The sequence below is a fragment of the Streptomyces sp. BR1 genome, from assembly GCF_052373795.1.
Lineage (GTDB): Bacteria > Actinomycetota > Actinomycetes > Streptomycetales > Streptomycetaceae > Streptomyces.
Map to the genome: position 1 here is coordinate 5191507 of NZ_CM126252.1, position 24603 is coordinate 5216109.

27 protein-coding genes are annotated in these 24603 nt (G+C 70.3%); 11 read left to right on the plus strand and 16 right to left on the minus strand.

Annotated elements, in window-relative coordinates:
• Nucleotides 1-103: 103 nt before the first annotated feature.
• The 4 genes from ACT1U9_RS22585 to glnII all read right to left on the minus strand — a co-directional run bounded on the left by ACT1U9_RS22585 (nt 104) and on the right by glnII (nt 4202).
• Nucleotides 104-751, minus strand: a complete 648-nt coding sequence (locus ACT1U9_RS22585) for a LuxR C-terminal-related transcriptional regulator (protein WP_188277805.1) — start codon at nt 749-751, stop codon at nt 104-106.
• The gene (locus tag ACT1U9_RS22590) at nt 736-2004 is read right to left on the minus strand and encodes a sensor histidine kinase (RefSeq protein ID WP_444534492.1); all 1269 of its coding nucleotides are present in this window, start codon (nt 2002-2004) and stop codon (nt 736-738) included. The genes ACT1U9_RS22585 and ACT1U9_RS22590 overlap by 16 nt, the downstream gene beginning before the upstream one ends.
• 220 nt (nt 2005-2224) lie before the next feature.
• Nucleotides 2225-2803, minus strand: a complete 579-nt coding sequence (locus ACT1U9_RS22595) for a winged helix-turn-helix domain-containing protein (RefSeq protein WP_444534493.1) — start codon at nt 2801-2803, stop codon at nt 2225-2227.
• Between the two features lie 370 nt (nt 2804-3173).
• On the minus strand, nt 3174-4202 hold the full coding sequence (gene glnII, locus ACT1U9_RS22600) for a glutamine synthetase (protein WP_444534494.1): 1029 nt from the start codon (nt 4200-4202) through the stop codon (nt 3174-3176).
• Between the two features lie 242 nt (nt 4203-4444).
• Between glnII and ACT1U9_RS22605 the strand changes: the two genes are divergently transcribed.
• Nucleotides 4445-4984: a carboxymuconolactone decarboxylase family protein gene (locus ACT1U9_RS22605; RefSeq protein ID WP_444534495.1), complete on the plus strand. Its 540-nt coding sequence runs from the start codon at nt 4445-4447 to the stop codon at nt 4982-4984.
• 92 nt (nt 4985-5076) lie between these two features.
• Here the strand turns inward: ACT1U9_RS22605 and ACT1U9_RS22610 are convergent, their stop codons facing one another.
• Nucleotides 5077-5436: an arsenate reductase family protein gene (locus ACT1U9_RS22610; RefSeq protein ID WP_444534496.1), complete on the minus strand. Its 360-nt coding sequence runs from the start codon at nt 5434-5436 to the stop codon at nt 5077-5079.
• A gap of 164 nt (nt 5437-5600) precedes the next feature.
• Between ACT1U9_RS22610 and ACT1U9_RS22615 the strand changes: the two genes are divergently transcribed.
• On the plus strand, nt 5601-5882 hold the full coding sequence (locus ACT1U9_RS22615) for a hypothetical protein (protein WP_188277798.1): 282 nt from the start codon (nt 5601-5603) through the stop codon (nt 5880-5882).
• Between the two features lie 89 nt (nt 5883-5971).
• On the opposite strand, the gene ACT1U9_RS22620 is transcribed toward ACT1U9_RS22615, so the two are convergent.
• Nucleotides 5972-6283 carry a DUF6087 family protein gene (locus ACT1U9_RS22620; protein ID WP_444534497.1) on the minus strand — a complete coding sequence of 104 codons (312 nt, stop codon included), beginning with the start codon at nt 6281-6283 and terminating at the stop codon, nt 5972-5974.
• 170 nt (nt 6284-6453) lie between these two features.
• On the opposite strand from ACT1U9_RS22620, the gene ACT1U9_RS22625 reads away from it, so the two are divergent.
• Nucleotides 6454-6996 (plus strand): NUDIX hydrolase, encoded by a 543-nt coding sequence (locus ACT1U9_RS22625; protein WP_444534498.1) that lies wholly within the window; start codon nt 6454-6456, stop codon nt 6994-6996.
• Here ACT1U9_RS22625 and ACT1U9_RS22630 read toward each other — a convergent pair.
• Nucleotides 6993-8306 (minus strand): helix-turn-helix domain-containing protein, encoded by a 1314-nt coding sequence (locus ACT1U9_RS22630; protein ID WP_444534499.1) that lies wholly within the window; start codon nt 8304-8306, stop codon nt 6993-6995. The two genes, ACT1U9_RS22625 and ACT1U9_RS22630, sit on opposite strands and share 4 nt — an antisense overlap.
• A gap of 149 nt (nt 8307-8455) precedes the next feature.
• Between ACT1U9_RS22630 and ACT1U9_RS22635 the strand changes: the two genes are divergently transcribed.
• The 4 genes from ACT1U9_RS22635 (at nt 8456) to ACT1U9_RS22650 (ending at nt 11042) form a co-directional block, all read left to right on the plus strand.
• Nucleotides 8456-8899: an ATP-binding protein gene (locus tag ACT1U9_RS22635; protein WP_444534500.1), complete on the plus strand. Its 444-nt coding sequence runs from the start codon at nt 8456-8458 to the stop codon at nt 8897-8899.
• The gene (locus ACT1U9_RS22640; protein WP_444534501.1) at nt 8892-10007 is read left to right on the plus strand and encodes a radical SAM protein; all 1116 of its coding nucleotides are present in this window, start codon (nt 8892-8894) and stop codon (nt 10005-10007) included. Before ACT1U9_RS22635 ends, ACT1U9_RS22640 begins: the two co-directional genes overlap by 8 nt.
• 2 nt (nt 10008-10009) lie before the next feature.
• Complete coding sequence (locus ACT1U9_RS22645; RefSeq protein ID WP_444534502.1) at nt 10010-10153, plus strand: hypothetical protein; 144 nt, start codon at nt 10010-10012, stop codon at nt 10151-10153.
• Between the two features lie 79 nt (nt 10154-10232).
• Nucleotides 10233-11042, plus strand: a complete 810-nt coding sequence (locus tag ACT1U9_RS22650) for an aminoglycoside phosphotransferase (RefSeq protein ID WP_444534503.1) — start codon at nt 10233-10235, stop codon at nt 11040-11042.
• Nucleotides 11043-11401: 359 nt separating this feature from the next.
• Here ACT1U9_RS22650 and ACT1U9_RS22655 read toward each other — a convergent pair whose 3' ends face one another.
• Both ACT1U9_RS22655 and glnA read right to left on the minus strand, forming a co-directional pair.
• Nucleotides 11402-12268: a hypothetical protein gene (locus ACT1U9_RS22655; RefSeq protein WP_444534504.1), complete on the minus strand. Its 867-nt coding sequence runs from the start codon at nt 12266-12268 to the stop codon at nt 11402-11404.
• Between the two features lie 317 nt (nt 12269-12585).
• Complete coding sequence (gene glnA / locus ACT1U9_RS22660) at nt 12586-13995, minus strand: type I glutamate--ammonia ligase (protein WP_188277797.1); 1410 nt, start codon at nt 13993-13995, stop codon at nt 12586-12588.
• A 244-nt stretch (nt 13996-14239) separates the two neighbouring features.
• Here glnA and ACT1U9_RS22665 point away from each other — a divergent pair, with 244 nt between their 5' ends.
• Nucleotides 14240-14707, plus strand: a complete 468-nt coding sequence (locus tag ACT1U9_RS22665) for an RDD family protein (RefSeq protein WP_444534505.1) — start codon at nt 14240-14242, stop codon at nt 14705-14707.
• 199 nt (nt 14708-14906) lie between these two features.
• Here ACT1U9_RS22665 and ACT1U9_RS22670 read toward each other — a convergent pair whose 3' ends face one another.
• From ACT1U9_RS22670 to lipB, 4 genes are all read right to left on the minus strand, one after another.
• Nucleotides 14907-15605: a DUF4191 domain-containing protein gene (locus ACT1U9_RS22670; RefSeq protein ID WP_188277795.1), complete on the minus strand. Its 699-nt coding sequence runs from the start codon at nt 15603-15605 to the stop codon at nt 14907-14909.
• Between the two features lie 19 nt (nt 15606-15624).
• Nucleotides 15625-15828, minus strand: coding sequence for an SCO2195 family GlnR-regulated protein (locus ACT1U9_RS22675; protein WP_188277794.1), 204 nt, complete (start codon nt 15826-15828; stop codon nt 15625-15627).
• A 315-nt stretch (nt 15829-16143) separates the two neighbouring features.
• On the minus strand, nt 16144-17109 hold the full coding sequence (gene lipA / locus ACT1U9_RS22680; RefSeq protein ID WP_444534506.1) for a lipoyl synthase: 966 nt from the start codon (nt 17107-17109) through the stop codon (nt 16144-16146).
• Between the two features lie 126 nt (nt 17110-17235).
• Nucleotides 17236-18033, minus strand: a complete 798-nt coding sequence (lipB, locus tag ACT1U9_RS22685) for a lipoyl(octanoyl) transferase LipB (protein WP_444534507.1) — start codon at nt 18031-18033, stop codon at nt 17236-17238.
• 207 nt (nt 18034-18240) lie between these two features.
• Between lipB and ACT1U9_RS22690 the strand changes: the two genes are divergently transcribed.
• Complete coding sequence (locus ACT1U9_RS22690; RefSeq protein ID WP_444534508.1) at nt 18241-19710, plus strand: regulator; 1470 nt, start codon at nt 18241-18243, stop codon at nt 19708-19710.
• A 130-nt stretch (nt 19711-19840) separates the two neighbouring features.
• Here ACT1U9_RS22690 and ACT1U9_RS22695 read toward each other — a convergent pair whose 3' ends face one another.
• Nucleotides 19841-21205, minus strand: a complete 1365-nt coding sequence (locus ACT1U9_RS22695) for an NAD(P)/FAD-dependent oxidoreductase (RefSeq protein ID WP_444534509.1) — start codon at nt 21203-21205, stop codon at nt 19841-19843.
• Between the two features lie 193 nt (nt 21206-21398).
• Complete coding sequence (locus ACT1U9_RS22700; protein WP_444534510.1) at nt 21399-22292, minus strand: TIGR01777 family oxidoreductase; 894 nt, start codon at nt 22290-22292, stop codon at nt 21399-21401.
• Between the two features lie 57 nt (nt 22293-22349).
• Between ACT1U9_RS22700 and ACT1U9_RS22705 the strand changes: the two genes are divergently transcribed.
• Entirely contained in the window at nt 22350-22844 is a 495-nt protein-coding gene (locus ACT1U9_RS22705) for a GNAT family N-acetyltransferase (protein ID WP_444534511.1), read from the plus strand.
• A 49-nt stretch (nt 22845-22893) separates the two neighbouring features.
• Complete coding sequence (locus ACT1U9_RS22710) at nt 22894-23964, plus strand: PP2C family protein-serine/threonine phosphatase (RefSeq protein ID WP_444534512.1); 1071 nt, start codon at nt 22894-22896, stop codon at nt 23962-23964.
• Between the two features lie 10 nt (nt 23965-23974).
• Here ACT1U9_RS22710 and ACT1U9_RS22715 read toward each other — a convergent pair whose 3' ends face one another.
• Nucleotides 23975-24496 (minus strand): DUF4240 domain-containing protein, encoded by a 522-nt coding sequence (locus ACT1U9_RS22715; protein WP_444534513.1) that lies wholly within the window; start codon nt 24494-24496, stop codon nt 23975-23977.
• Nucleotides 24497-24603: the final 107 nt, after the last annotated feature.

The following is a 24603-nucleotide window of genomic DNA, read 5'->3' on the forward strand; positions in this document are numbered from 1 at the left end:
GGGACCTGGGCGTCTCGGGGTCACCTACAGGGGCGCGGGGAACTGCGCGACCAGCCCCCACGATCCGCAGCCAAACACCGCACCCCCGCGAAGCGCCCCGCGCCTAGCCCTGCTCCAGATAGGCCAAAACGGCCAACACCCGCCGATTGTCATCGTCAGACACGGGCAACCCCAACTTCGCGAAGATGTTGGACGTGTGCTTGGCAACGGCCCGCTCGGTAACCACCAGCTGCGAAGCGATCGCCGCATTGGACCGCCCCTGAGCCACCAGCTCCATAACCTCCCGCTCACGCGGGGTGAGCCCCCCGATCGGAGCGTCCCGCACCTTGCGGGACAGCAGCTGCGAGATCACCTGTGGATCCATCGCGGTGCCCCCACCCGCAACCCGCCGCACCGCATCCACGAACTGATCCGCATCGAAGACCCGGTCCTTCAACAGATACCCGACACCCCCGTTCCCGTCGGCCAGCAGCTCACGGGCGTAAAGCTGCTCGACGTGCTGCGACAGGACGAGCACCGGCAACCCCGGCCGCGCCCGCCGCGCGGCGAGCGCGCACTGCAGCCCCTCGTCGGTGTGCGTGGGCGGCAGCCGTACGTCCACGATCGCCACCTCCGGCTCCAACTCGGCCAGCGCACGCGTCAGTTCGGGCCCGGTCTCGACCGCCGCGAGGATCTCGAAGTCGTACGCCTCAAGCAGCCGCACCAGACCGTCGCGGAGCAGGAAGAGGTCTTCGGCTAGGACAACGCGCAAGGAATCTCCACGGTCACCATGGTGGGGCCGCCGACGGGACTGCTGACGGCCAGGACGCCGTCGAATGTACCCAGTCGGCGTTCGACCCCGCTCAGCCCGGACCCGCCGCCCACGCTCGCCCCGCCGCGCCCGTTGTCGGTGACCGAGAGGCGCAACGCCCCGCTCGCGTACGAGAGGTCGACCCAGATCCGGTCGGCCTCGGCGTGCTTGACCGCGTTGGTGAGCAGCTCGCTGACCGCGAAGTACGCGGCCGACTCCACCGGCGCCTCGGCCCGCCCGGGCGGCAGCTCCACGTCGACGTCCACCGCCACCGGCATACGCAGCGCCAGGGCGCGTACCGCATCGCCCAGACCGCGCTCGGCGAGGACCGGCGGGTGGATGCCCCGGACCAGGTCGCGCAGTTCGGTCAGCGCCTCCGCCGAGGACTCACGTGCCTTGGCGAGCAGCGCCTTGGCCTTGTCGGGGTCCTTCTCGATCAGCGCCTCGATCGTGCCGAGGTTCATGCCCATGGCGACGAGCCGGGCCTGCGCCCCGTCGTGCAGATCGCGTTCGATCCGGCGCAGCTCGGCGGCCGAGCTGTCCACCGCGTCGTGGCGTGTCTCGGTCAGCCGCTCCACCCGCAGGGCGAGCGCCTGCTCACGGGTGGGGGAGAGCAGCGACTTGGCCATGGCGAAGTTGGCCCGCACCAGGTACGGGTTCACGAACAGACCGAGGAACGTGTACACGACGCCGACGACGGCCGCCAGGTTGGCCGTCGACTGCGAGGTGATGTGGACGAACGTGAACCACAGTCCGCCGCCCGCGTTGTCGATCGGCTTCCAGACGCCCGCCGCGAGCACGATGCCCCACACGCTGTAGAGGAGCAGGCAGGGCGCCAGGAGGGCGACGACGGCGCCCGCTGTCATGTCGACGAACAGCCACTCCAGGTCGCGCCAGGTCGCCGGGTCCTTCAGCAGCAGCCCGCACCGCTCGGCCGTGCCGAGCAGACCGGCCCGCTGCGTGCGGGGGAGTGTCCGGTACGGAACGGCGATCTCCATCCCGAGCCACTCATGGGCGAGGGAGCGGCGCCGGTTCGCGTACACCCGTACCGCGTCGAGCACGGCCGGGGTGGTGAGCACACCGATGCCGATCGGGATCAGGCTGATCGACACGACGGCCAGGGTGAACAGGAGGATCCCGACGACCATGCCGCTCGTCGCCAGGCCGAACCCCCGGCCACCGGCGAGCAGTCCCGCCCGTATCTTCTTCACCATCGTCGTCGTCCCCCTTCATGGGCCCTGCCGAGCTTGCGGACCCCAGTTTCACCGCGTCGCAGGGGTGCGGTCACGGGGCCGGTCCCCCCAACCGGGGTGTACCTGGCAACACCCCCTGACCTCGTATCTTGCCCGTTTTCGCCGGTGTGTCCGCACACGGGGGCGCCCCCGGCACGGGAGAAGCGTGCCGGGGGCGCCGTGCGAGGGGCCAACGGGCGGATCAGGGCGCGTACTTGTACCCGACCCGCCGGACCGTCTGAATGGCGTGCCGGTTCTCCGCGCCGAGCTTGCGGCGCAGCCGGGCGACATGGACGTCCACGGTCCGGCCGTCGCCGACATGGCCGTACCCCCAGACGGTCGTCACCAGCTGGTCCCGGGTGTGCACCCGCTGCGGGTGTGCCACCAGATGGGCCAGCAGCTCGAATTCGAGATACGTGAGGTCCAGTGTGCGTCCGTCGACCTCGGCGGTGCGGCGCACCGCGTCGATCCGTACGAGCTCGTCACCGGTCACGGGCTCCGGTACCTGGACGAGGGGTTCGGGCGCGACCGCGAGCGGCGGCTGCTGGTCGGCCGGGACGAGCACCAGATAGCCGATCATCGGCGGACGGCCGGGCAGGACGGGCACGGTGTGCTGGGGCGCGGGCAGCCAAGTGGCGCCCGGCGGGAGGAAGTCGACGACGGTGCCGGTCGCGGCCACCTCGTCACGGTCTACGGCACGGAGTCGATGGCGTCCCAGAGGTACGGGACCGGGGTGGGCGGCGGTCGCAGCGGAGGCGGAGAGGGTACGGGTGTTCGCCATGAGAGGTCAGCTCTTTCGCGCGGAGTCGTCAGGGACGTACGTCGTGCGCGCGGGCCGAAGGCCTTCGCAGAAGGAGGCTTTAGAGGGCCGGCGCGTTCGTCGCGCGGCAACACACCCGGTCGAAGTCGTGGTCCTGACGGGACGGCCAGAACGGCTCAAGGTCGCTGCGACCTGTAGCGGGGTTCGGGAAGCTGGCCATGCGCCCATTCAACCAGATCGGCTGTGACCCGCCCAGCACCCGCCCAGGTGCTGATACGGATCCTTGGCGCGGGTTGGCCAAATCCCGGCTCCGGCAAGGCGGGAGGAACGCCGGAAGGGCGCCCACCGCACGTACGCGGTGAACGCCCTCCGGGAAAACGGTGGCCGGAACTCAGACCTGTCCGGCCTTCTCCAGACCGGTGCAGCAGGTCTCGACGATGAGCCGCGTCACGACGTACGGGTCGACGTTGGCGTTGGGGCGGCGGTCCTCGATGTAGCCCTTCTTGTCCACCTCGACCTGCCACGGGATGCGCACCGAGGCGCCGCGGTCGGAGACGCCGTACGAGTACTCGTTCCACGGGGCCGTCTCGTGCAGCCCGGTGAGACGGTCGTCGATGCCCGCGCCGTAGTTCTTGACGTGGTCCATCGGCTTGGAGCCCTCGCCGAGCGACTCGCACGCGGTGATGATCGCGTCGTAGCCCTCGCGCATGGCTTTGGTGGAGAAGTTGGTGTGCGCGCCCGCGCCGTTCCAGTCGCCCTTGACCGGCTTGGGGTCGAGGGTCGCCGAGACGTTGAACTCCTCGGCCGTGCGGTAGAGCAGCCAGCGCGCGATCCACAGCTGGTCGGAGACCTCCAGCGGCCCGACCGGGCCGACCTGGAACTCCCACTGGCCCGGCATGACCTCGGCGTTGATGCCGGAGATGCTGAGCCCGGCGGCGAGGCAGTGGTCGAGGTGCTTCTCGACGATCTCGCGGCCGAAGATCTCGTCGGCGCCGACACCGCAGTAGTAGCCGCCCTGGGCGGCCGGGAAGCCGCCGACCGGGAAGCCGAGCGGGCGGGTGCCGTCGAAGAAGGTGTACTCCTGCTCGATGCCGAAGATCGGCTCCTGAGCGGCGAACTGCTCGGCGATCGGACGCAGCTGGGCGCGCGTGTTGGACGCGTGCGGCGTGCCGTCGATGTCCAGGACCTCGCAGAGTACGAGGACGTTGTCGCCGCCCCGGATCGGGTCCGGGCAGGAGAAGACCGGCTTGAGGACGCGGTCGGAGGCGTGTCCCACGGCCTGGTTGGTGGAGGACCCGTCGAAGCCCCACACGGGCAGCTCGGCGTCGGCGGACGCACCCGCGATGATCTTGGTCTTGGAGCGGAGCTTGGCGGTCGGCTCGGTGCCGTCGATCCAGATGTACTCGGCCTTGAACGTCACGGAAGCCATCCTTTGCGGGAGCTGCGGGGTGTGCCGGGTCCAGCGGTGCGGTGGGCGCGGCGGTGCGGGGTCCCGGCGGTGGGAGGGTTCGCCGGTGCGGGCAGCTTCACATCTCCGGATTTCCCGTCCGTTGCCCGTTTGTGAACCCGGTGTTACTCGGGCTGCGCGGCGGGCTGCAGAATTGACCCACGTTTCCGGATCAAAAATGAACCTGTGGGCAGGTCGCATGCGCCCGTAGATTAATGATCATGACGACGACGCAGACCACGCAGACCACGCAGACCGCCCAGACCCTGACCGAGACCGTTGCCCGCGCGGCCGCCGAGAACCCCGTCCGTATCGACTTCGCCAAGGCGAACCCCAAGGCGTTCAAGGCGATCATCGCCCTCAATGCGGCGGCCACCGAGCACCTCGACCCGGCCCTCGTGGAGCTGGTGCAGATCCGGGCGTCGCAGCTCAACAGCTGCGCGTACTGCCTCCACATGCACGTGAGCGACGCGCGCAAGGCGGGCGAGGACCCGGAGCGGCTGCACATGGTCGGCGTGTGGCGCGAGGCCGCGCACTTCTTCACGCCGCAGGAGCGCGCGGCCCTCGCGCTCACCGAGGCGGTCACGCTGATAGCGGACGGGGGTGTGGAGGACGAGGTGTTCGAGGAGGCGGCCGAGGAGTTCAGCGAGCAGGAGCTCGGCGGGCTGCTCGCGCTGATCTTCACGATCAACACGTGGAACCGGCTGAACGTGACGGCGCGGAAGGTGGCGGGGACGGACGAGCGGGTGCGCTGACGGGGGCGGCTACCGGGAGAGCGAATCTGCTGACCGCATCCGGCGGGGGCGGCTACCGGGAGAGCGCGTCTGCTGACCCCCTCCCGGGCGGCCTACCGGGAAAGCGCGTCCCGTACGGCGTCGTCCGTGCGGGCGACCACCGCCGTACCGTCGTCCGCCGTGATGATCGGGCGCTGGATCAGCTTCGGGTGCGCGGCGAGCGCCGCGATCCAGCGCTCGCGCGCCCCCGCGTCCCGCGCCCACTCCTTCACCCCGAGCTCCTTGGCCTCGGCCTCCTGCGTACGCGTGATGTCCCATGGCTCCAGCCCGAGCCGGTCGAGTACGGCGCGGATCTCGTCCTCGGACGGTACGTCGTCGAGGTAGCGGCGGACGGTGTACGAGGCGCCCTCGGCGTCGAGCAGGCTGACGGCGCTGCGGCACTTGGAACAGGCGGGGTTGATCCAGATCTCCATGCCGGACAAGGTACCGGTAGAGGGGCGCCCGAGACGGCGGCCAACGTCCTCTGGCCAGCGCAAATGGTGGATCCCAACGGCCTTCTCGGCCAGGGCGATTGTCAGTGCCGGGCAGTAAAATTGAGGCAGTTCGTGAGGGTTCCCGACTGCCCAGGAGGATGCCCATGGCCGCTGCCGTACTCACTTCGCACACCCCGCAACAGCTGTCCCTGCTGTCCCTGAAAAAGGTGCCGCTGCCCGCCGGGCGTCCGCGTGTGTGGTACGAGACGCACAACAGGCGCCTCAAGGCGATGCGCCTGGCCATCGCCCTGCTCGACACCGGCGTGTACCAGCCCGAGCAGGCGCCCAACCGCAAGATACGCACCACGGCGGAGCTGATCGGAGTCCACCCGCCGTCCGACACGACGTGCCGGATGGTCCGGGCGCTGATCCGTTACGGCCGCTGATGGTGGGGCGGTGCCGCGTCTGTTGTCAGGGCGCGGCACCGTTTGCGGTCAGCGGGTGGTGGTGGCGCCGTCGGTGTGTGCCCTGTCGCTCAGTGCCGGTCCGGCCTGGGCGACGGGGGTTTCCTGTGCTTGCCGCGGCCGGAGTCGAGCGGCTTCGGTACCGCTCCTGGCGCCGGAGGCTCGCCGGGCTCCGGGTAGAGCACGGCCTTGGCCTCGGCCAGGCTGGAGACGAGGCCGTGGGGCTCCCACGTGTGCCCGTTCCACCGCTCGATGGCGCGTGGCGCGTCCGGGCTCAGGTGCGAGCCCTTCGGGCCGTCGCCGGAGACGACGGGCACGGCGCGAAGTCGACCGACCTTCGCGTCACGGCGCGCCGCCCAGTCCTTCAGCGGTTCGTCGTCCATCCTGCCGTTCCTTACCTCGGTGGGTGTCTCTGGAGGGTAGCGGCCACCGGGGGCCGCCAGGGTTCCATCCACCAGCAGTCCCTCCAGCGTCGCTGAACCCACGGCGAAGCCGCCGAATTCTCGTCGGAGTGACATGCTGGAAGTCGCACCGGCGAAAGGGAGTTGGGCTCATGCAGTGGAGCGTCCATGGCGAGCGGCAGATCTACAGCAACCCGTGGGTCAACCTGTGGCTCGTGGATGTCCAGCAGCCCGACGGCCGCCGCTGGGAGCACCACGTCGTGCGCATGCGGCACCTGGCGGTGGCCGCCGTGGTCGACGACCGGAAGCGGGTCCTGATGATGTGGCGCCACCGGTTCATCACCGATACCTGGGGCTGGGAACTCCCGATGGGCCTCATCGAGGTGGACGAGACTCCGGAACAGGCCGCCGCACGGGAGGTGGAGGAGGAGACCGGGTGGCGGGTCGAGGCCATGAAGCCGCTGGTGTACGCACAACCCGCGAACGGCATCACCGACTCCGAGCACCACGTCTTCCGGGCGGACGGGGCGACCTATGCCGGGCCGCCGACCGAGGTCAACGAATCGGACCGGATCGAGTGGGTCCCGCTGGCGGAGATCCGGGGGATGATCGACCGCCGGGAGATCGTCAGCAGCGGCAGCCTGGTCGGCCTGCTCTACCTTCTCCTGGACGAGGCCACCAAGACGATCGGCTAGCCGAGAGCTTCACGCATGCGCTGCTCGAATGCGATCACCGGCGCCTCACAGGCGTACGGCCGCAGGCGGCGGTGGAACTCTTGCACATGACCGGCGACGCGTGGTGAGTCGATCGAAGCGGTGAGGTCGAGGGCGAGTCCGGCGCTGTGGCAGGCGGCGTCGAGCTTGCCCTGCTGAAGCTGGGTGCTGGCCAGCCAGAAGGCGTGGAAGGCGCGGCCTCGCTGCTGAGCGGCCTTCTCCCGGCGCAGCCCCTCGGCGATGAGCGGCTCGGCACGCGAGGCTTCGCCGAGGCGGGCCAGGGCGATCCCGGCGTCGACGATGAGCTTGTTCTCGTCGAAGTAGCGTACCCAGGAGGGGGCTTCACCCTCGCGTCCCCGAGCCCGGTCGTACGCGTCGCGCGAGCGGTCGATGGCCTGATGACACGAGGAGGCGTCGCGAAGCGCGGCGTGGGCGAAGGCTTCGCGCATATGGAGCATGGACATCACCAACGGCTGGTCGCCCGCGGTGCGCGCAGCGTCCTGGGCCCTGCAGGCGAGGGCGACGGCGTCGTTCGGATTGCCGTCGTAGGTGGCTTGCAGGCTCATGCAGGAGAGCACGTTGGCCATGAACAGCCGGTCGTCCTGGCCGTGGGACAGATGGAGAGCCTGGGTGAAGTAGGTGCGGGCAGTGCTGTACTGGCGGGCGTCGAAGTAGGCCCACCCCGCGAGCCGGGCCAGTTCGGCTGCAAGAGAATGCAGGTCGCGTCGAAGGGCGGCATCTGCGGTGCGCATCAGCTGCGTGACGTAGCGCAGATGTCCCACGACGGCGGGCCGTAGCGGCGCACCGCCATGCTGGTCGTCCCGGCGCCAGTAGTCCTCCACGGACGAATGCAGCGCGGTGAGCGTTGAGCGAGTGACCTGCCCGTCGGCCAGAGCGAGAAGGTCGTCAAGACTCTCGACCGGCTCAAGGGCAGAGCCCGGTCCGCCCTCGGGAATCCGCGAAGGCACCGGCGCCTGGTCCCCTACCCGATCCCGTGCCGGAATCTCCCAGGGGCGGTGGGCCAGGCCCAGCATCGCACCGGGGATGCGCAGACCGTCGGCCACACGTTCGATGACATCGATGTGGGCCAGGCTCCGGCGGCCGGCCATGATCTCTCCGACCCTGCTGGGCGTCATGTCGCACAGTGCCGCGATCCGCGACGGATGGATCCCGGCCTTCAGCTTGAGCAACCGGAAGACCCGGGTGAAGTCGCGTCGGCGACAGGCTTCCTGCCACTCCGGGTCGGCCAGTAACTCCGCCGGAAGCACGCGGTGGGGCTGCGATCCGGACACTCGTGTCCCTCTTCTTCAGCCCGTGGCACGGGCAGTCGGGGAGTCAACCGCCAAGGATTTTACCCACGTTGGGTAATCACCATGACCTGGTCCACTGATCGGCACTGCGGTGAGCTGGCCTCCCGAACCGCCCGTGACGAGGGGACGCGATGCTCCCGATGACAGCGCACGACCAGTCGATCACTGAGCAGTGGCAGATGCAGTTCACCTCCAGCCCCAAGTGCGTCTCTCTCGTCCGCCAGCAGGTCGGGAAGATACTGGAGAGCTGGGGATACGACGTGGACGACGTCGACCGGATGCTCCTGGTCTGCAGCGAGTTGGCCACCAACGCCGTGCAGCACGGCCGCAGACCGGGCCATCTCTTCGAAGTCCGCGTGACCGCCGAAGGCGCCACCTGTCTTGTCGAGGTCTCCGACGCCAGCCCTCTTCCTCCCCGACCGGTCAGCGCCGGGTCCGACAACGAGCACGGTCGCGGGTTGCAGCTCGTCGCGGCGCTCGCCGAGGAAATCGGCCACCGCCCCCGCCACCCGCTCGGCAAGACCGTGTGGGCCCGCCTCCTGCTCGACGCTCCGAAGGAGGAGGCCGATGCATGAACTGATCGCCGCCCCGTACCTGGACAGCTTCCTCCTGGTACGACCCGGTAGCCCCAAAGCAGCCAAGCTCCCCTTCGCCGAGTACTCCTGGCTCCTGCGGGCGGCCGACGCAGACGCGGACTGCCCGACCTGGCTCGCCGACGTTGCACAACGCACCTGGGGTGTCGGGCTCACCGGCCGACGGCTTCGCGAGGCAGTCGCCGTCCGCCTGCTGTCGCCCTACGGCTACGGGCGAGCCTCGTACGAGCTGAACCTCGGCTGCAACTACGACTGCGAGCACTGCTACCTCGGCCTGAAGCAGTTCTCCGGCCTGGAGTGGCCCGAACGTGAGCGGCTGCTGCAGGTGATCCAAGCGGCCGGGGTCCTCTGGCTCCAACTCACGGGCGGCGAGCCGATGATCGACAAGCTGTTCCCCGAGACCTATCAGATGGCGTACGAGCTGGGAATGATGGTCGAGATCCTCACCAACGGCTCCCGCCTCGCCGCCCCGAAGAATCTGACGCTGCTCACCCGACACCGCCCCAACAAGATCACCCTCAGCGTGTACGGGGCCACCGCCGAGGCGTACGACGGACTGACCCGCCGCAAGGGCGCGTACCGCATGTTCATCAAGGGGCTGAACGCGGCGCACGAAGCCGGGCTGCCTCTCGACCTCGCGCTGATCATCACCCGGCACAACACCCACGAGGCCGACGCGATGCGCGCCCTGGCCGATCGCTACGGGCTGCCGTACCGCGAGTACACCCACATGTCCCCGACGATCTACGGCGGCGCCGAGTCCCTTGCCTCTCAAGCGCCGGACCACCTCGCCGACCGCGAACCCTTCCGTGGTTGCAACGCCGGCCACACCTTCTTCCACGTGGACCCGCACGGCATGGCATCCATCTGCAAGGTCGGCCGTGACAACGCCGTCCCCCTCATGGCGGACGGAATCGAGGGCCTCGCCCGCCTCGGCGGCGTGGCCGACTCCCTGATGCTTCGCACCGGTGGCTGCACCGGCTGCCGGCTCTCCGGCACCTGCCGGGTCTGCCGGCCGCTGGCCAAGGTCTACCAGGAGGCGAAGGCACCGCTGAACAGGTACTGCCAACACGCAGAGACAAGGAGCTGACCATGGCACCCGTGCCCGTCGAGATCACCACGTTCCGCCCCACCGAGGCAGACGAGGAGGCCCTCCTCATCGAGCTCATCGAAGACCTGGACGTCTTCGCCCAGGCCGCCCTGCCCGGCTGCGGCGACGACAACCCGTACAACTGACCAACCCACGAAAGGGACTTCCGTCGCCTCCCCGCGCCGGAAGTCCCCTTCGGCCTCCGCATCTGGGAGCCTGTCCGCCATGGCCGTGACCGCCGTCGACTTCGACGACCTGCCCTCCCCAGCCCGTACCGCCATCGAGGCCGAGACCGGCCAGATCTTGCAGGCCGAGACGATCTCGGCGGGCTTGAACAGCGCCTTGTCCGTCCGGATCCATACCGCCGCAGGTGCCGTCTTCCTCAAGGGCCTGCGCACCGACCACCGCTGGGCCTGGACCCAGCAGCGCGAGGCGGACATCAATCCGTATGTCACCCCGCTCGCCCCGCGTCTGCTCTTCCACGTCGTCGCCGACGGATGGGACGTCCTCGGTTTCGAGGCGATCGACGGCCACCACGCCGACTACTCCCCTGGCTCCCCCGACCTCCCCAAGGTCGTCGACGCCATGCGCCTACTCGGCGAAACGCCCTGCCCCGACATCGAACTCCGCCGCGCTGAACAGCGCTTGGCTGGCTACGTCGACAACCCGGCCGACGCCGAGATGTTCAAGGGCGACGCCCTGCTCCACACGGACTGGAACAACCACAACGTCCTCGTCACCGACGACCACGCCCACCTTGTCGACTGGGGCTGGGCCACCCGCGGAGCCGTCTGGCTCGATCCTGCGCACTGGATCATCTGGCTCATCGCTGCCGGTCACACCCCCGCAGAAGGGGAGAAGCTGGTGTCGCAAGTGCCTGGCTGGTCTACGGCACCACCAGCGGCCGTAGACGCTTTCGCTGCAGCGAGTTCCAGCCTGTGGGATGAGATCGCGGGGAACGCGTCAGATGGTTGGACGAGCCGCCAGCGGTCAGCCGCGCGGCAGTGGTGCGACCACCGCGCTGATCACGCCTGAGCTTGCTCTTCGAGTCTTGAAGTGCGGTGCACCGAGGACGTCAGGTGCATCCGTCGCCGCCCGTACGGCCTCGGGCGCGTACCCGGCGATGCCGACCGGCGGTCCGTGGCCGCTGTCGGCCTCTCCCTGCCATGCGGCGATGGTGGTCCAGGAGGGCAATCCACCATGCCAGTCGATCGCTGGAATCATCTGGGATGAGCAGACGGAGAATTCTTAGGAAGAAGAAGGCCAAGCCGGCGAATATGACGACCAGGCAGGCAGCCCACCAAGGCATGCCTGTGACCGTGGTCCCAAGGATCTCGATCACGACGTGAGTGCTTCCTGTCGGCGAGGAAAAAGACTGGGTGGCGTATCGCCGACTAGGCACGTCGCGAGCGAAGGTGGAGCGCAGCGCCTCCGAGAGTGATGGTGAGATCGCCAGCCGCTGAGACGGTCCTGGCTCCGGGGATGCCGACGACTGGATCGGTCATCGCCGTGGCCAGATCACCCGGATAGGGATATGCGCCCCATTCCAGCTCCCAGCTGTCATCGGCCCCATGGAGCTTGCGAGCCTCGAATGGGCTGCGGGGGTTGTCGAGCCATCCTGGGCGCTCCAGGGGATCGTAGAACCAGTTGCCGATAGCCCAGGTTCCATGGGGGTCACGGGCGCCGATCCGGGAGAAGACACCGGCCAAGAGACACTGGGCTTCCATGGTCATGCGGGGCACCGTGGCCAGCTGATCCCGTTCGGCGTCGGTGATCGGTGTGTCCGTGGTCATGCAGTCGGAGTGGGGTTCTTTTCGCGTGCCGGTAGGTGCCCCGAATGAATTGCGCGTAACCACGATCTGCGCACAAGTCGGTAGATGCCGCATCACGTAGCTTCCGCCGCTGCGGTATTCCTCAAGTCGTAGACCGGGCAAGCCAGTCGTTCCCGCCGGGCGGCGGAGCAGTCGGTTGGCCACATTGTCGGGCACATCGGTGATGAGTGCCAAGCGCTCGAAACGAGGAGAGACCGTGAACGTGTAGGTGTTGAGGACAGCCAATTGCCATCCAGCCGGGCCGTCGTAGTCAATTCCCTGGTTGAGGAAGCCGATTGCCAGGAGGGCTCGGATTTGATGCTGGTCGGAGCGACAGGCGTCCAGCCCTATGGAGTGGTCGCGGGCGATTCCGGCCTGAGCAGCAGCTGGCTTCTCACCGGTGTAGAGAGCACGGATGCGGGCGGTCGCCTTGCGTCGGCTTGCGGGCATGCATCACCTCGCCACTGCCCGGCCAGCGCATCAGGGTCACATACCTAGTGAGACCACACTTGATCGGCTGCTTTGCGGAGTAAGTGCTCCACACCCTTGCGCAGCTTCTGCGAGTACCGGGCTCACATACTTCTGCTGTCGTCCGGGCCTCCGCAGACCGGGATCTGCTCGCCCTGTATCTGAGGACGCTCGGGCAAAGGAGCAGAACCGGCAAACAAGGAGGCCGCCGCCCGTGCCCCACCTGACGGTAGGAGACACGGCCGACGGCCCACAGACGGCCCAGGCGAGCGGCAACCCGCTCCGACCTGGGGGTCCTGCTAAATGTCGAAGTACAGCTCGAACTCGTGCGGGTGCGGCCGCAGCTGGATCGGGGCGATTTCCGCCGTGCGCTTGTAGTCGATCCACGTCTCGATCAGGTCGGACGTGAAGACGCCGCCGGCCTGGAGGTACTCGTTGTCGGCCTCCAGGGCCTCCAGTACCGCCGGGAGGGAGGTCGGGACCTGGGGGACGCCCGCGTGCTCCTCGGGGGCGAGCTCGTAGAGGTCCTTGTCGATCGGCTCGGCCGGCTCGATCTTGTTCTTGATGCCGTCGAGGCCCGCGAGGAGGAGGGCCGAGAACGCCAGGTACGGGTTCGAGGACGGGTCGGGCGCGCGGAACTCGACGCGCTTGGCCTTCGGGTTCGAGCCCGTGATCGGGATGCGCATCGCGGCGGAGCGGTTGCGCTGCGAGTAGACCAGGTTGACCGGGGCCTCGAAGCCGGGGACCAGGCGGTGGTACGAGTTCACCGTCGGGTTGGTGAAGGCCAGCAGCGACGGGGCGTGCTTGAGGATGCCGCCGATGTAGTAGCGCGCGGTGTCCGACAGGCCCGCGTAGCCCTGCTCGTCGTAGAAGAGGGGCTCGCCGCCGGTCCACAGGGACTGGTGGACGTGCATGCCCGAGCCGTTGTCGCCGAAGATCGGCTTCGGCATGAAGGTCGCGGTCTTGCCGTTGCGCCAGGCGACGTTCTTCACGATGTACTTGAAGAGCATCAGGTCGTCGGCCGCGGCCAGCAGCGTGTTGAACTTGTAGTTGATCTCCGCCTGGCCGGCCGTGCCCACCTCGTGGTGCTGGCGCTCGACCTGGAGGCCGGACGCCTCCAGCTCCAGGGAGATCTCGGCGCGCAGGTCGGCGAAGTGGTCGACCGGCGGGGCCGGGAAGTAGCCGCCCTTGTAGCGGACCTTGTAGCCGCGGTTGTCGTTCTCCGCACCGGTGTTCCAGGCGCCGGCCTCGGAGTCGATGTGGTAGAAGCCCTGGTTCGCGGAGGTCTCGAAGCGCACCGAGTCGAAGACGTAGAACTCCGCCTCGGGACCGAAGTACGCGGTGTCCGCGATGCCGGTCGACGCGAGGTAGGCCTCGGCCTTCTTGGCGATGTTGCGCGGGTCGCGGCTGTACTGCTCACCCGTGATCGGGTCGTGGATGAAGAAGTTGATGTTCAGCGTCTTGTCGCGGCGGAACGGGTCAAGACGGGCCGTCGACAGGTCCGCGCGCAGCGCCATGTCGGACTCGTGGATGGCCTGGAACCCGCGGATCGACGAGCCGTCGAACGCCAGCTCCTCGTTCGGGTCGAACGCCTTCGCGGGAATCGTGAAGTGCTGCATCACGCCCGGCAGGTCGCAGAAACGGACGTCAACGAACTTCACGTCCTCGTCCGCGATGAACTTCTTCGCGTCGTCGGCGTTCTGGAACATCCAACTCCTCCTACTCCCACCCGGGGGAGGGCGGGGTTGCAGCTCGGTCGTGCGGCCAGTGCGGTGGCACACGCTCGACCCGACCATAGGCAGACGGGATTTCTCAAGCGTGACCCGTTTGTTTCGCGCAAGTTAACCGGGCCCGGGGTAGGCGGCGCATCAAGACCCGTATAAATCGGATAATTCAGGGCCTCTGTCCCATCCCGGGGACCGCCCTCGAAACACCGGCCGGTACCGTGGAGGGGTGGACAAGAGGCAAGCAATGGGATCGTGGCTCTCCGGGCCGAAAGCGGCGGCCGAGGAGATGGGCGTCGACTTCGGTTACCGGGGCGAGCAACTCGGTCTGCCGGAGGAGGGGCCGGGCGCCATCGCCCCCCTGGGTCGGCGCTTCGGCGCCATCTTCATCGACTGGTCGGTGTGCGCCCTGATCGCATACGGGCTCATCGCGCACCGCAACATCCACTCGACCAACAACTGGGCGCTCGTCGTCTTCCTGGTGCTGAGCATCCTGACCGTCGGCACGGTCGGCTTCACCCCCGGCAAGCGCATCCTGGGCCTGCGCCTCATCGCCGAGGGCGGCGGCCGCCTCAGCTTCCCCCGCGCCCTCCTGCGCAGCGTCCTCCTCTGCCTGGCCCTCCCCGCCCTGATCTGGGACCGAGACGGCCGAGGCCTCCACGACCGCCTGTCCCGCGCCATTCAGGTCCGGATCTAGCCCATGGGGCGCCCCGAAGGGGCGCCCTCTAGGGGCGCGGGGAACTGCGCGCCCAGCCCTACACGACTCGCAGCCGAGACCACTCCCAAGGGCACTCCCGCAGGAGTCGTTGCAGCTCAGTGGCGTACGTACGAGAAAAGGGCGACCCAGGACCAATGTGGTCCGGGCCGCCCTTTCTCGTACGTACAGGCAAAAAAACCTAGCGCGCCTTTCCGCCGCGCGGCATCCGCATCCCCTTGGGCATCGGCCCCTTGGGAAGCGGCATGTTGCTCATGAGATCGCCCATCGCGCGCAGCCGGTCGTTGGCGGCCGTCACCTGCGGGCCCGCCAGGACGCGCGGGAGCTTGAGCAGGGTGGTGCGGAGCTTCTTGAGCGGCACCTGGCCCTCGCCGTCGCCGACCATGACGTCGTGGACGGGTACGTCCACCACGATCCGGGCCATCTTCTTCTTCTCGGCCGCCAGCAGCGACTTCACCCGGTTCGGGTTGCCCTCGGCCACCAGCACGATGCCGGCCTTGCCGACCGCCCGGTGCACGACGTCCTGGCTGCGGTTCATCGCCACCGCCGGGGTCGTCGTCCAGCCGCGGCCGATGTTCTGGAGCACCGCGGCCGCGGCCCCCGGCTGGCCTTCCATCTGCCCGAAGGCAGCGCGCTCGGCACGGCGTCCGAAGACGATCGCCATGGCGAGGAAGGCCAGCAGGAAGCCGAGAATGCCCAGGTAGATGGGGTGACCGAGCCAGAAGCCGAACGCGAGGAAAGCACCGAAGGTGACGATTCCCACTGCCGCGACGACGAGACCGACCTTCGGGTCGGCCTTGCGGGTCATCTTGTAAGTCAGGGCGATCTGCTTGAGTCGCCCGGGGTCCGCAGCGTTGTCTGCGTTTTCCTTCCTCGCCATAAACCGAAGTTTACGTGGCTCACGAGGGACGGGTAGCCACGGCCTCCAGGACGTGCAGGGCCTCGGTGCGGTCCTTGGCCCGGCGCCGGTCCTCCAGGACCGCCGTCCAGGCGTTGCGGCGGGCGGTGCGCTGGCCCGCGGCCATCAGGAAGGACTCCATGGCCCGCAGTGCGTCGGTCACGGACGGGAGCGCGGTGGCGCGTACGGTCGTCGCGGCCTGCATGGTGGCGGTTCCTCCTTGGGACGGGGAACGGGGGGCGTGCGCACATTCGGGGTGTGCGCCGTGGAGCGTGCGCGGGGGAGCATGAGCGGTGCGTAAAGCCAGGGTCACTGATTGGTGTTACCAGGGCGTGTCCGGGCGGTCAAACACCTATGAAACCTTGACGCGCCCCGGTAAAACGCTGACGCGGCCCGCACACACCTCCTACCTGCGAGGGATGTACGAGCCGCGTCGAATCGGCCATTACCGGCCGGTAGCAGCTTGTGCGCGAATTCACACGCTGCTGCCGCCACGCGCTCCGCTATGCGGTGCGGGCTGTCACACGATCGGTGCGGCCGCCGTCTCGCCGCGCCGCTCCATCGCCTGCTGGAAAAGCCGGCCCGCGCGGTACGAGGAGCGGACCAGCGGGCCCGACATCACACCGGAGAAGCCGATCTCGTCGGCCTCCTCCTTGAGCTCCACGAACTCCTGCGGCTTGACCCAGCGCTCCACGGGGTGGTGGCGCACCGACGGGCGCAGGTACTGCGTGATGGTGATCAGCTCGCAGCCCGCGTCGTGGAGGTGCTGGAGCGCCTCGCTGACCTCTTCGCGGGTCTCGCCCATGCCGAGGATGAGGTTCGACTTGGTCACCAGGCCGTAGTCGCGGGCCTTGGTGATGACCTCAAGAGAGCGCTCGTAACGGAAGCCGGGGCGGATCCGCTTGAAGATGCGCGGCACGGTCTCGACGTTGTGCGCGAAGACCTCGGGGCGGGACGAGAAGACCTCGGCCAGCTGCTCGGGGACCGCGTTGAAGTCGGGCGCCAGGAGCTCGACCTTGGTGCGGCCCTCGGCGCGGTCCGCGGTCTGCGCGTGGATCTGGCGCACGGTCTCCGCGTACAGCCAGGCACCGCCGTCGGCCAGGTCGTCGCGGGCGACGCCGGTGATCGTGGCGTAGTTCAGGTCCATCGTGACGACGGACTCGCCGACGCGGCGGGGCTCGTCGCGGTCCAGCGCCTCGGGCTTGCCCGTGTCGATCTGGCAGAAGTCGCAGCGCCGCGTGCACTGGTCGCCGCCGATGAGGAACGTGGCCTCGCGGTCCTCCCAGCACTCGAAGATGTTGGGACAGCCCGCCTCCTGGCAGACCGTGTGCAGCCCCTCGCTCTTCACGAGTTTCTGCAGCTGGTTGTACTCGGGGCCCATCTTCGCCCGGGTCTTGATCCACTCGGGCTTGCGCTCGATGGGGGTCTGGCTGTTCCGGACCTCCAGGCGCAGCATCTTGCGTCCGTCGGGTGCGACTGCGGACACGACGTGCTCCCTATGACTTCGATTCTTCGGCGGACACCAGGGTACGCCCGTTATTTGCGTGGCATTACGTCTGGCCAACCCATGGCCAGAGGGGCGCATTCCCGTTCCCGGTGCGCCGGGGGCGTACTAGGCGGTAGCGGGCTGGATTTCCCTGGGCGCCAGTTCCGCGTTCTCCAGGATGTCCTTGAGGTGCTTCTCGATCACCGGCAGGACGTCGGCGATCGTGATCTCGCGGCCCAGTTCGTACGAGAGCGACGTCACGCCCGCGTCCCGGATGCCGCACGGCACGATCCTGTCGAACCAGGTGTTGTCCGGGTTCACGTTCAGCGCGAAGCCGTGCATGGTGACGCCCTTGGCGACGCGGATGCCGATCGCCGCCAGCTTGCGGTCCTCGCGGCGCTGGCCCGCGTTGGAAGGCGCGTACTCCGGGCCGTTCAGACGCGGGTCGAACTCGTCGTCGGTGAGCCGGGGGTCGAAGTCCAGGGCGAGGCCGCCGAGCTTCGGGCGCTGCTCGACCGGGTCGCCGAGCACCCACACGCCGCTGCGGCCCTCGACCCGGGTGGTCGCCAGGCCGAACTCGGCGGCCGTACGGATCAGGGCCTCCTCCAGGCGGCGTACGTGCGCGACCACGTCCACCGGGCGCGGCAGCTTCTGGATCGGATAGCCGACCAGCTGGCCCGGGCCGTGCCAGGTGATCTTGCCACCGCGGTCGACGTCCACGACCGGCGTGCCGTCCAGAGGGCGCTCGCTGGGGTCCGTGCGCCGGCCCGCCGTGTAGACGGGGGGGTGCTCAAGGAGCAGACAGGTGTCCGGGAGCTCGTCGGCGAACCGGGCCGCGTGCACCCGCCGCTGCTCGTCCCAGGCCTCCTGGTATTCGACCGCGTCGTCGCCGAAACCCAGTCGGACAAATCGCAGCTCGTTCACGCCGGCTCCTCACCCAGTGCATACATGCGCCCCAGCCACTGTACGACCGCGTTCGACGGCACCGGGAGCCGGGCAGAAACGGCACCTCCTCACACGATCGGATGAATGCGGGGCGTAGGTGGCGGTCCGGGCGGTATCGGCCGCTAAATTCCCCCCGTTCCATGAGGGCTGCCCGCTTGGCCCGGAAGGCAGGAGAACGCACAGCTGATGACGGAACGACCCGCGCAGCGCACCCCCAACCGCCAGCTCGCCGCGCTCATCGCGGAGGCCGGGTTCTCGAACGCGGGCCTAGCCCGCCGGGTGGACCAGCTAGGCCTGGAGCACGGCCTGGATCTGCGGTACGACAAGACGTCGGTGACGAGGTGGCTGCGCGGGCAGCAGCCACGCGGCACCACGCCGGCGCTGATCGCCGAGGTGTTCACCCGGCGCCTTGGGCGCCGGCTATCGGCCCAGGACCTGGGGCTCGACGCCTGCGCCCCGGTCTACGCGGGCCTGGAGTTCGCCGCGACACCGGAGGAGGCCGTCGACATCGTCAGCGGTCTGTGGCGCAAGGACTCCGGCAGCCATGTCGAGCTGCGGAAGATCGCGTTCACCCCGGCCGGTCTGGTCGTCCCGAGCCGGGACTGGCTGATCGGGCGGGCGGACGAGCGGGTCGGCCACGGCGACCCCTCCCCGCGCTTCGCGGGCGAGGCGGCGGCGGCCCCGGGGCCCCGCATCCCCAGCCAGGGGCGGCCCAGCGTGCCGCGCCAGCGGAGCTCCGACCGGGGCCCCGGACAGCGCGTGACCAGCGGCGACATCGCGGCCCTGCGATCCGTCGGCGAGCTCTTCCGCACCCTGGACCACGCCTACGGCGGCGGCCACGCGCGCCAGGCCCTGGTGCGGTACCTGGAGCACGAGGCCGAGCCGATGCTGCGCGGCTCGTACGGCGAGACCACCGGCCGCAGGCTCTTCGCGGCGGCCGCCGACCTCACCCGGCTCGCGGGCTGGACGTCGTACGACATCGCGGCGCACGGCCTGGCCCAGCGCTACTTCGTGCAGGCGCTGCGCCTGGCGCAGGCGGCGGGCGACCGGGCGTACGGGTCGTACGTGCTGGTCACGATGAGCCGGCAGGCCGTCTACCTCGGCCATGGCCGCGAAGCGGTGCAGCTGGCGCGGGTCGCCCAGCAGGGCGTCGGCTCCTCGGCGCCGCCGGTGGTGCAGGCGATGCTCAACTCCGTGGAGGCGCGCGGGCACGGGGTGCTCGGCGAGATCCGGGCCTGCACGGCCTCGCTGGTGCGGGCGGAACGGGCGATGGAGACGGCCCGGCCCGGCGACGACGTGCCGCACTGGGCGCGGTTCTTCGACGAGGCGCAGCTGGCCGACGAGTTCGGGCACTGCCACCGGGATCTTCAGCAGTACCGGGCGGCCGCGCAGCACGCGGAGCGCTCGTTGCAGCTCCGCGCGCCCGCGTACGCCCGCTCGCGGCTGTTCTGCCGCGTGGTCCTCGCGTCCGCGCGCCTCGGCCTCGGCGAACTCGACCAGGCCTGCGCGTTGGCCGCGGAGGCGGCGCAGCAGGCGAGTGAGATGCGGTCTGTTCGTGCCACGGAGTACGTACGGGACTTCGAGCGCCGGCTCGAACCGTATCGGGACGCCGCGGCCGTCCGTACGTATCGCGACCGGGTCGCGGCGCTCGGGTAGTTCCCGTTTTTCGGCTGCGGATCGTGCGTGGCTTGTCGCGCAGTTCCCCGCGCCCCTGATGCATAAGGGGCGCGGGGAACTGCGCGAGCGACCCGGCACGGTCCGCAGTCGAAAGGCGCCACCACGTGGATCAGGCAGCACGCCTGATGACCGGTACCTCCGGCTCCGCCGGCCTGCGGCCCAGGTCGGTGAGGATCGCGTGGGCGGCCCGGCGGCCCGAGTACAGCGCGCCCTGGACCGTACTCGTGTCGCGGTGGTCGCCGCAGACGTACAGACCGGCCAGGACCCGCACCGGACGGCGTACGTCGTGCGGCGCGGGCATCGCCGGGACCGCCTCCGGGGTGTGGCGCACGGCCAGCAGGTCCCAGCCGTCCGTCGACGTCCCGTACAGGCGGGCCAGATGGCGCAGGACCGCCGCCTCCAGGTCCGGCGGCGGCGGGCCCAGGACCGTGGAGCTGATCAGCGCGCGGCCGCGCGGCGCGCGCGCCGGGTCGACCTCGCTCATCACCGCCGTGTACGCCACGGGGCCCGCCCGGTCCGCGTCGAGCAGCAGCGCCGGGTCGGTCAGCGGCGGCTCGGGCGCCGTGTGGTGCAGCACGGTGATCGGGTGGAACGCGGGCACGCGCAGCCCGGGCAGCAGTTCGGCGGCGGCGCGCGCGTCGGTGGCGAGCAGCAGCGAACGGCAGCCGATGACGCCGTGGTCGGCGGTGCTCACGGAGGTCGTGGCGACCGAGGTGACCTTCACGTTCGTACGGACCGTGCCCGGCGGCAGCGCGGCCGCCAGGAGCGCGGGGAACGCGGACGCGCCCCCCGACGGCACGCACAGGCGCCCGCGCGCGAAGCCGCGCAGCGCGAGGTCGGCGCACCGGCTCGACGTGGTGAGGTCCGGGTCGCAGAGCAGCGCGGACAGCAGCGGCCGCACGAACCCGTCCAGGGTGCGGGTGGGCAGGCCACGGGTCTTCAGGGCGGTGCCGATGGGCAGTTCGGGCCGGGTCAGCAGCCGCTCGACCGGGGTCGCGGCGAGCCGGGCCAGGGCGGCGCCGAGGCGCGCCTGGTCGAGTGCGCCGCCCAGCGGGGTGGGCGCGCCCCGTACCCCGCTTCTGGGCACTCCTCGCGCGGCTCCCCGGGCCGTTCCCCGGGGGGCGCTCGCGAGGGCGCGCGCCGCAGCCAGTGCGCCCCGCGCGCTCCGGGGCGCGCCGGCCCGGTAGTGCCGCCCCGCGCTGTGGACGAGCACCCCGGGCGAGAACGCGCTCAGGGCAAGACCCTCCAGGCCGGGCGAGCGGGTCAGCTCCGGATACGAGGTGGAGAGCAACTGGCCGATCCGGTCGAGGCGGAAGCCGTCCACATGCTCCGTGGACATCCGCCCGCCCACCTCCCCGGCGGCTTCCAGAACCGTGACCGTCACTCCCGCGCCGGTCAGCTGATGCGCGGCTGACAGGCCCGCGAGGCCGGCTCCGACGATGACGACGTCCGCATGGTGCGCGGTGCTGAGCACGTGCCCCTCCCAGAGGTCGGCGCGGCTAGGTGGAGGCCTCATGCCCCCAACGGGCCCACGAAATGCAGGAGTTCGGGGAGAGAGTAGAAAGCGCGGTCGAATCGGCGGGTCGCGCACGGGGCATCGCACCGGAGCACGCGGGAGCACGCCGTCCGTTCCCGGGAGGCCGCCGCCTGCAAGGCGCGCGCCGCCGCTACTTCTTCAGCGCCGCCCCGATCGCCTCGTCCACCGTCGGGAACGCGAAGCGGAAGCCCGAGTCCAACAGGCGCCGGGGGAGCACGCGTTGGCTGCCCAGGACGTCCTCGGCGAAGTCGCCCAGGACCACGCGCAGCGCCACGGCCGGGACCGGGAAGAGCGCCGGGCGGTGCAGGACGCGCGACATCGCGGCCGTCGCCTCGCGGTTGGTGACCGGATCCGGGGCGGTCAGGTTGACCGGGCCCGACAGGTCCGGGGTGTCGATCAGATGCCGCAGCGCCGCGATGTGGTCGTGCAGCGCGATGAACGACCAGTACTGGCGCCCGTTGCCCATCCGTCCGCCCAGCCCCGCGCGGAAGATCGGGAACAGCTTGCCCCAGGCGCCGCCCTCGCGGGCCACCACCAGACCCGTGCGCGCGAACACCGTCCGGATGCCCGCCTCCTGGGCCGGGGCCGCCGCCTCCTCCCACTCCACGCAGACGCCCGCCAGGAAGCCCTCGCCGGGCGGCGCCGACTCGTCCACCGCGCGCGTGCCCGTATCGCCGTAGTAGCCGACCGCCGTGCCGCACACCAGCACCTTCGGCGGCACGTCCAGCGAGGCCAGCGCCTCGGCGAGGGCCGCCGTGCCGAGCACCCGGCTGTCGCGGATCTCCTTCTTGTACGCGGCCGTCCAGCGCCGGTCGCCGACCCCGGCACCGGCCAGGTGGACCACCGCCTCGCATCCGGCGAGCGCGCCCGCGTCCACGTACTGCCGCTTCGGGTCCCACTCGACCTCGTCGGGGCCCTGCGCCCGGCGCCGCACCAGGCGCACCACCTCGTGGCCATCCGCCCGCAGTGAGCGCGCCAGCGCCGTTCCGATGAGCCCGGTCGAGCCGGTGATCGCGATCCGCATGCCGCATTCTCCCCTCGCCCGTCGATCCCCGTCCGTCGATCCTGGCACAGTGGCCCCATGTCCGAGCCGTTCATACGCACCGCACGAACCGCCGACGAAACCGCTCTCGCCGAGCTCGACCGGGCCGCCTGGTCACCGCTGCACTCCGTGCAGAGGCGGCCCGAGCCGCCGTACGAGCCGTTCTTCGACGCCCGGCATCCGCCCGAGGACTACCTGGTCGCCGAGCTCGACGGCCGTGTCGCCGGATATCTGCGCCTCGCACGCCCCACCCCGCTCGTCTGCAACAGCCATGTCCGCCAGATCCAGGGCCTCGCCGTCGCCGACGCGGCACGCGGGCGCGGGCTCGCCCGGGCGCTGCTGCGCGCGGCCGGTGCCGAGTCGCGCCGCCAGGGCGCGCGCCGCCTCACCCTGCGCGTCCTGGGCCACAACGCCCCGGCCCGCAAGCTCTACGAGTCGGAGGGGTTCGTGGTCGAGGGCGTGCTGCCCGGCGAGTTCTTCCTGGACGGCGAGTACGTCGACGACGTGCTGATGGGGCGCTCGCTCACGGAGTGACGTAGAAAGGGAGGTAACGGCACAGATCGGGCGTCTGAGGAGCTTCGCGATGGCGGACGAGGGCGCGTCCGGACTGCTGCCGGTCGCGCCCCGGCCCCTGTGGCAGCGGGCGGTCCCGGTGGTGGTCCTCGCCGGGATCACGGCCGCCCAGCTCGGCACCCCCAACGGGGTCGAGCTCGGCTACTTCCTCGCGGCCGTGCCACCGCTCGCCGCCTTCGCCTACGGCCCGATCGGCACGGTCGTCCTCGCCGCCGTCACCTTCGCCGGCGTCCTGCTGCCGCACACCCGCGACTGGTATCCGCAAGGAGGCGACATCCTCACCATCGCGGTCGTCGTGGTCTTCAGCATCGTCGTCGCGTGGGTGCGCCAGCGCCGCGACCACCAGCTGGTGACGGTCCGCACGGTCGCCGAGGCCGCCCAGCTCGCGGTGCTCCCGCCGCTGCCGGACGCCGTCGGCCCGGTGCGCTGCGCCGGGCTCTACCAGCCCGCCCAGGGCGGCACCCTGGTGGGCGGCGACTTCTACGACGTACGCGAGGGGCCGTACGGCGTACGGGCGGTGGTCGCCGACGTCCAGGGGCACGGGCTCGCGGCGGTCGGCACGGTGGCCGCGCTGCTCGGCGCCTTCCGCGAGGCCGTGCTCGACGAGCCGACGCTGCGGGCCGTCGCCGCCCGGCTCGACCGCCGCCTGGTCGTGGACGCCGGGGCCGACGGGAGCGGCGAGCTGTTCGCCACCGCGCTGCTCCTGGAGTTCCCGCCGCACGGCGGCGTCGTCCGCGTGGTGAGCTGCGGCCATCCACCGGCGCTGCTGCTGCGCGGCGCGGGCGCCGACGAGCTGGCCACCGAGCCCGCGCCGCCGCTGGGCCTCGGCCTCGCGGGTCTCGAACCGCCCGGGGAGACGAGCGTGGACCTCGCGCCGGGCGACCGGATCCTCGCGTACACCGACGGCGTGACCGAGGCGCGCGACGGGGCCGGGGTCTTCTATCCGCTCGCCGCCCGGCTGACCGCGCTGGCCCCGCGCGACGGGCTGGTGGCGCTCACCGAGGCGGTACGGGACGATCTCGCAAGGTATGCCGGGCGCGCGAAGGACGACGTGGCGCTCCTTGCCCTGGCGCCACGCTGAATGCAGGTGGCTACGGCGTGCCGAATCGTTCCCACAGCCGGGGGAACCGTTCCGCCAGCGCGCTGTCGTCCTCGAAGTCGATCGGGGTGCCCAACGGCTCGGTGGGCTGCGGCGGCAGGCCGAGGTCCGGCGCGACCACCCCGGTCAGCTGCTCGTACGCCTCGTCCGCCGCGTACCCCAGGTCCTCGCCGTCGCCGTCGATCTCCTCGTCGAACTCGTCGAGCAGAGAGGCCAGCGCGTCCGGGTCGTGCAGCGCGCCCTCGAAGACCTCCCGGCCCTGGCCGATCAGCCAGCAGCGGAAGTAGTCGAACGCGTCGTCGCTGGCCCCGCCGAGCAGCACGGCGGCCGCGCCCCACAGGTCCCAGGCGTAGGCGCGGTTGTAGCGGGCCTCGAAGTGCCGCGCGAAGTCGAGGACGGAATCCGGGTCGAGCTGCACCAGCCGCTCCACGAGCAGCTCGGCATGGTCTTCGGGGTCGCCCTCGGCGTCCGCACGGGTGCTGTCGATCAGCTCCCAGAATTCCGTCTCGTCCATCACGGGATCCAGCATCGTGGCTCGCGGGGGGCCGCGCACGCGGAGCCGTACAAATCAGCCCTTCGGGCGGCTGAAACGGATCACTCGTCCCACCGGCCCCAGCCATT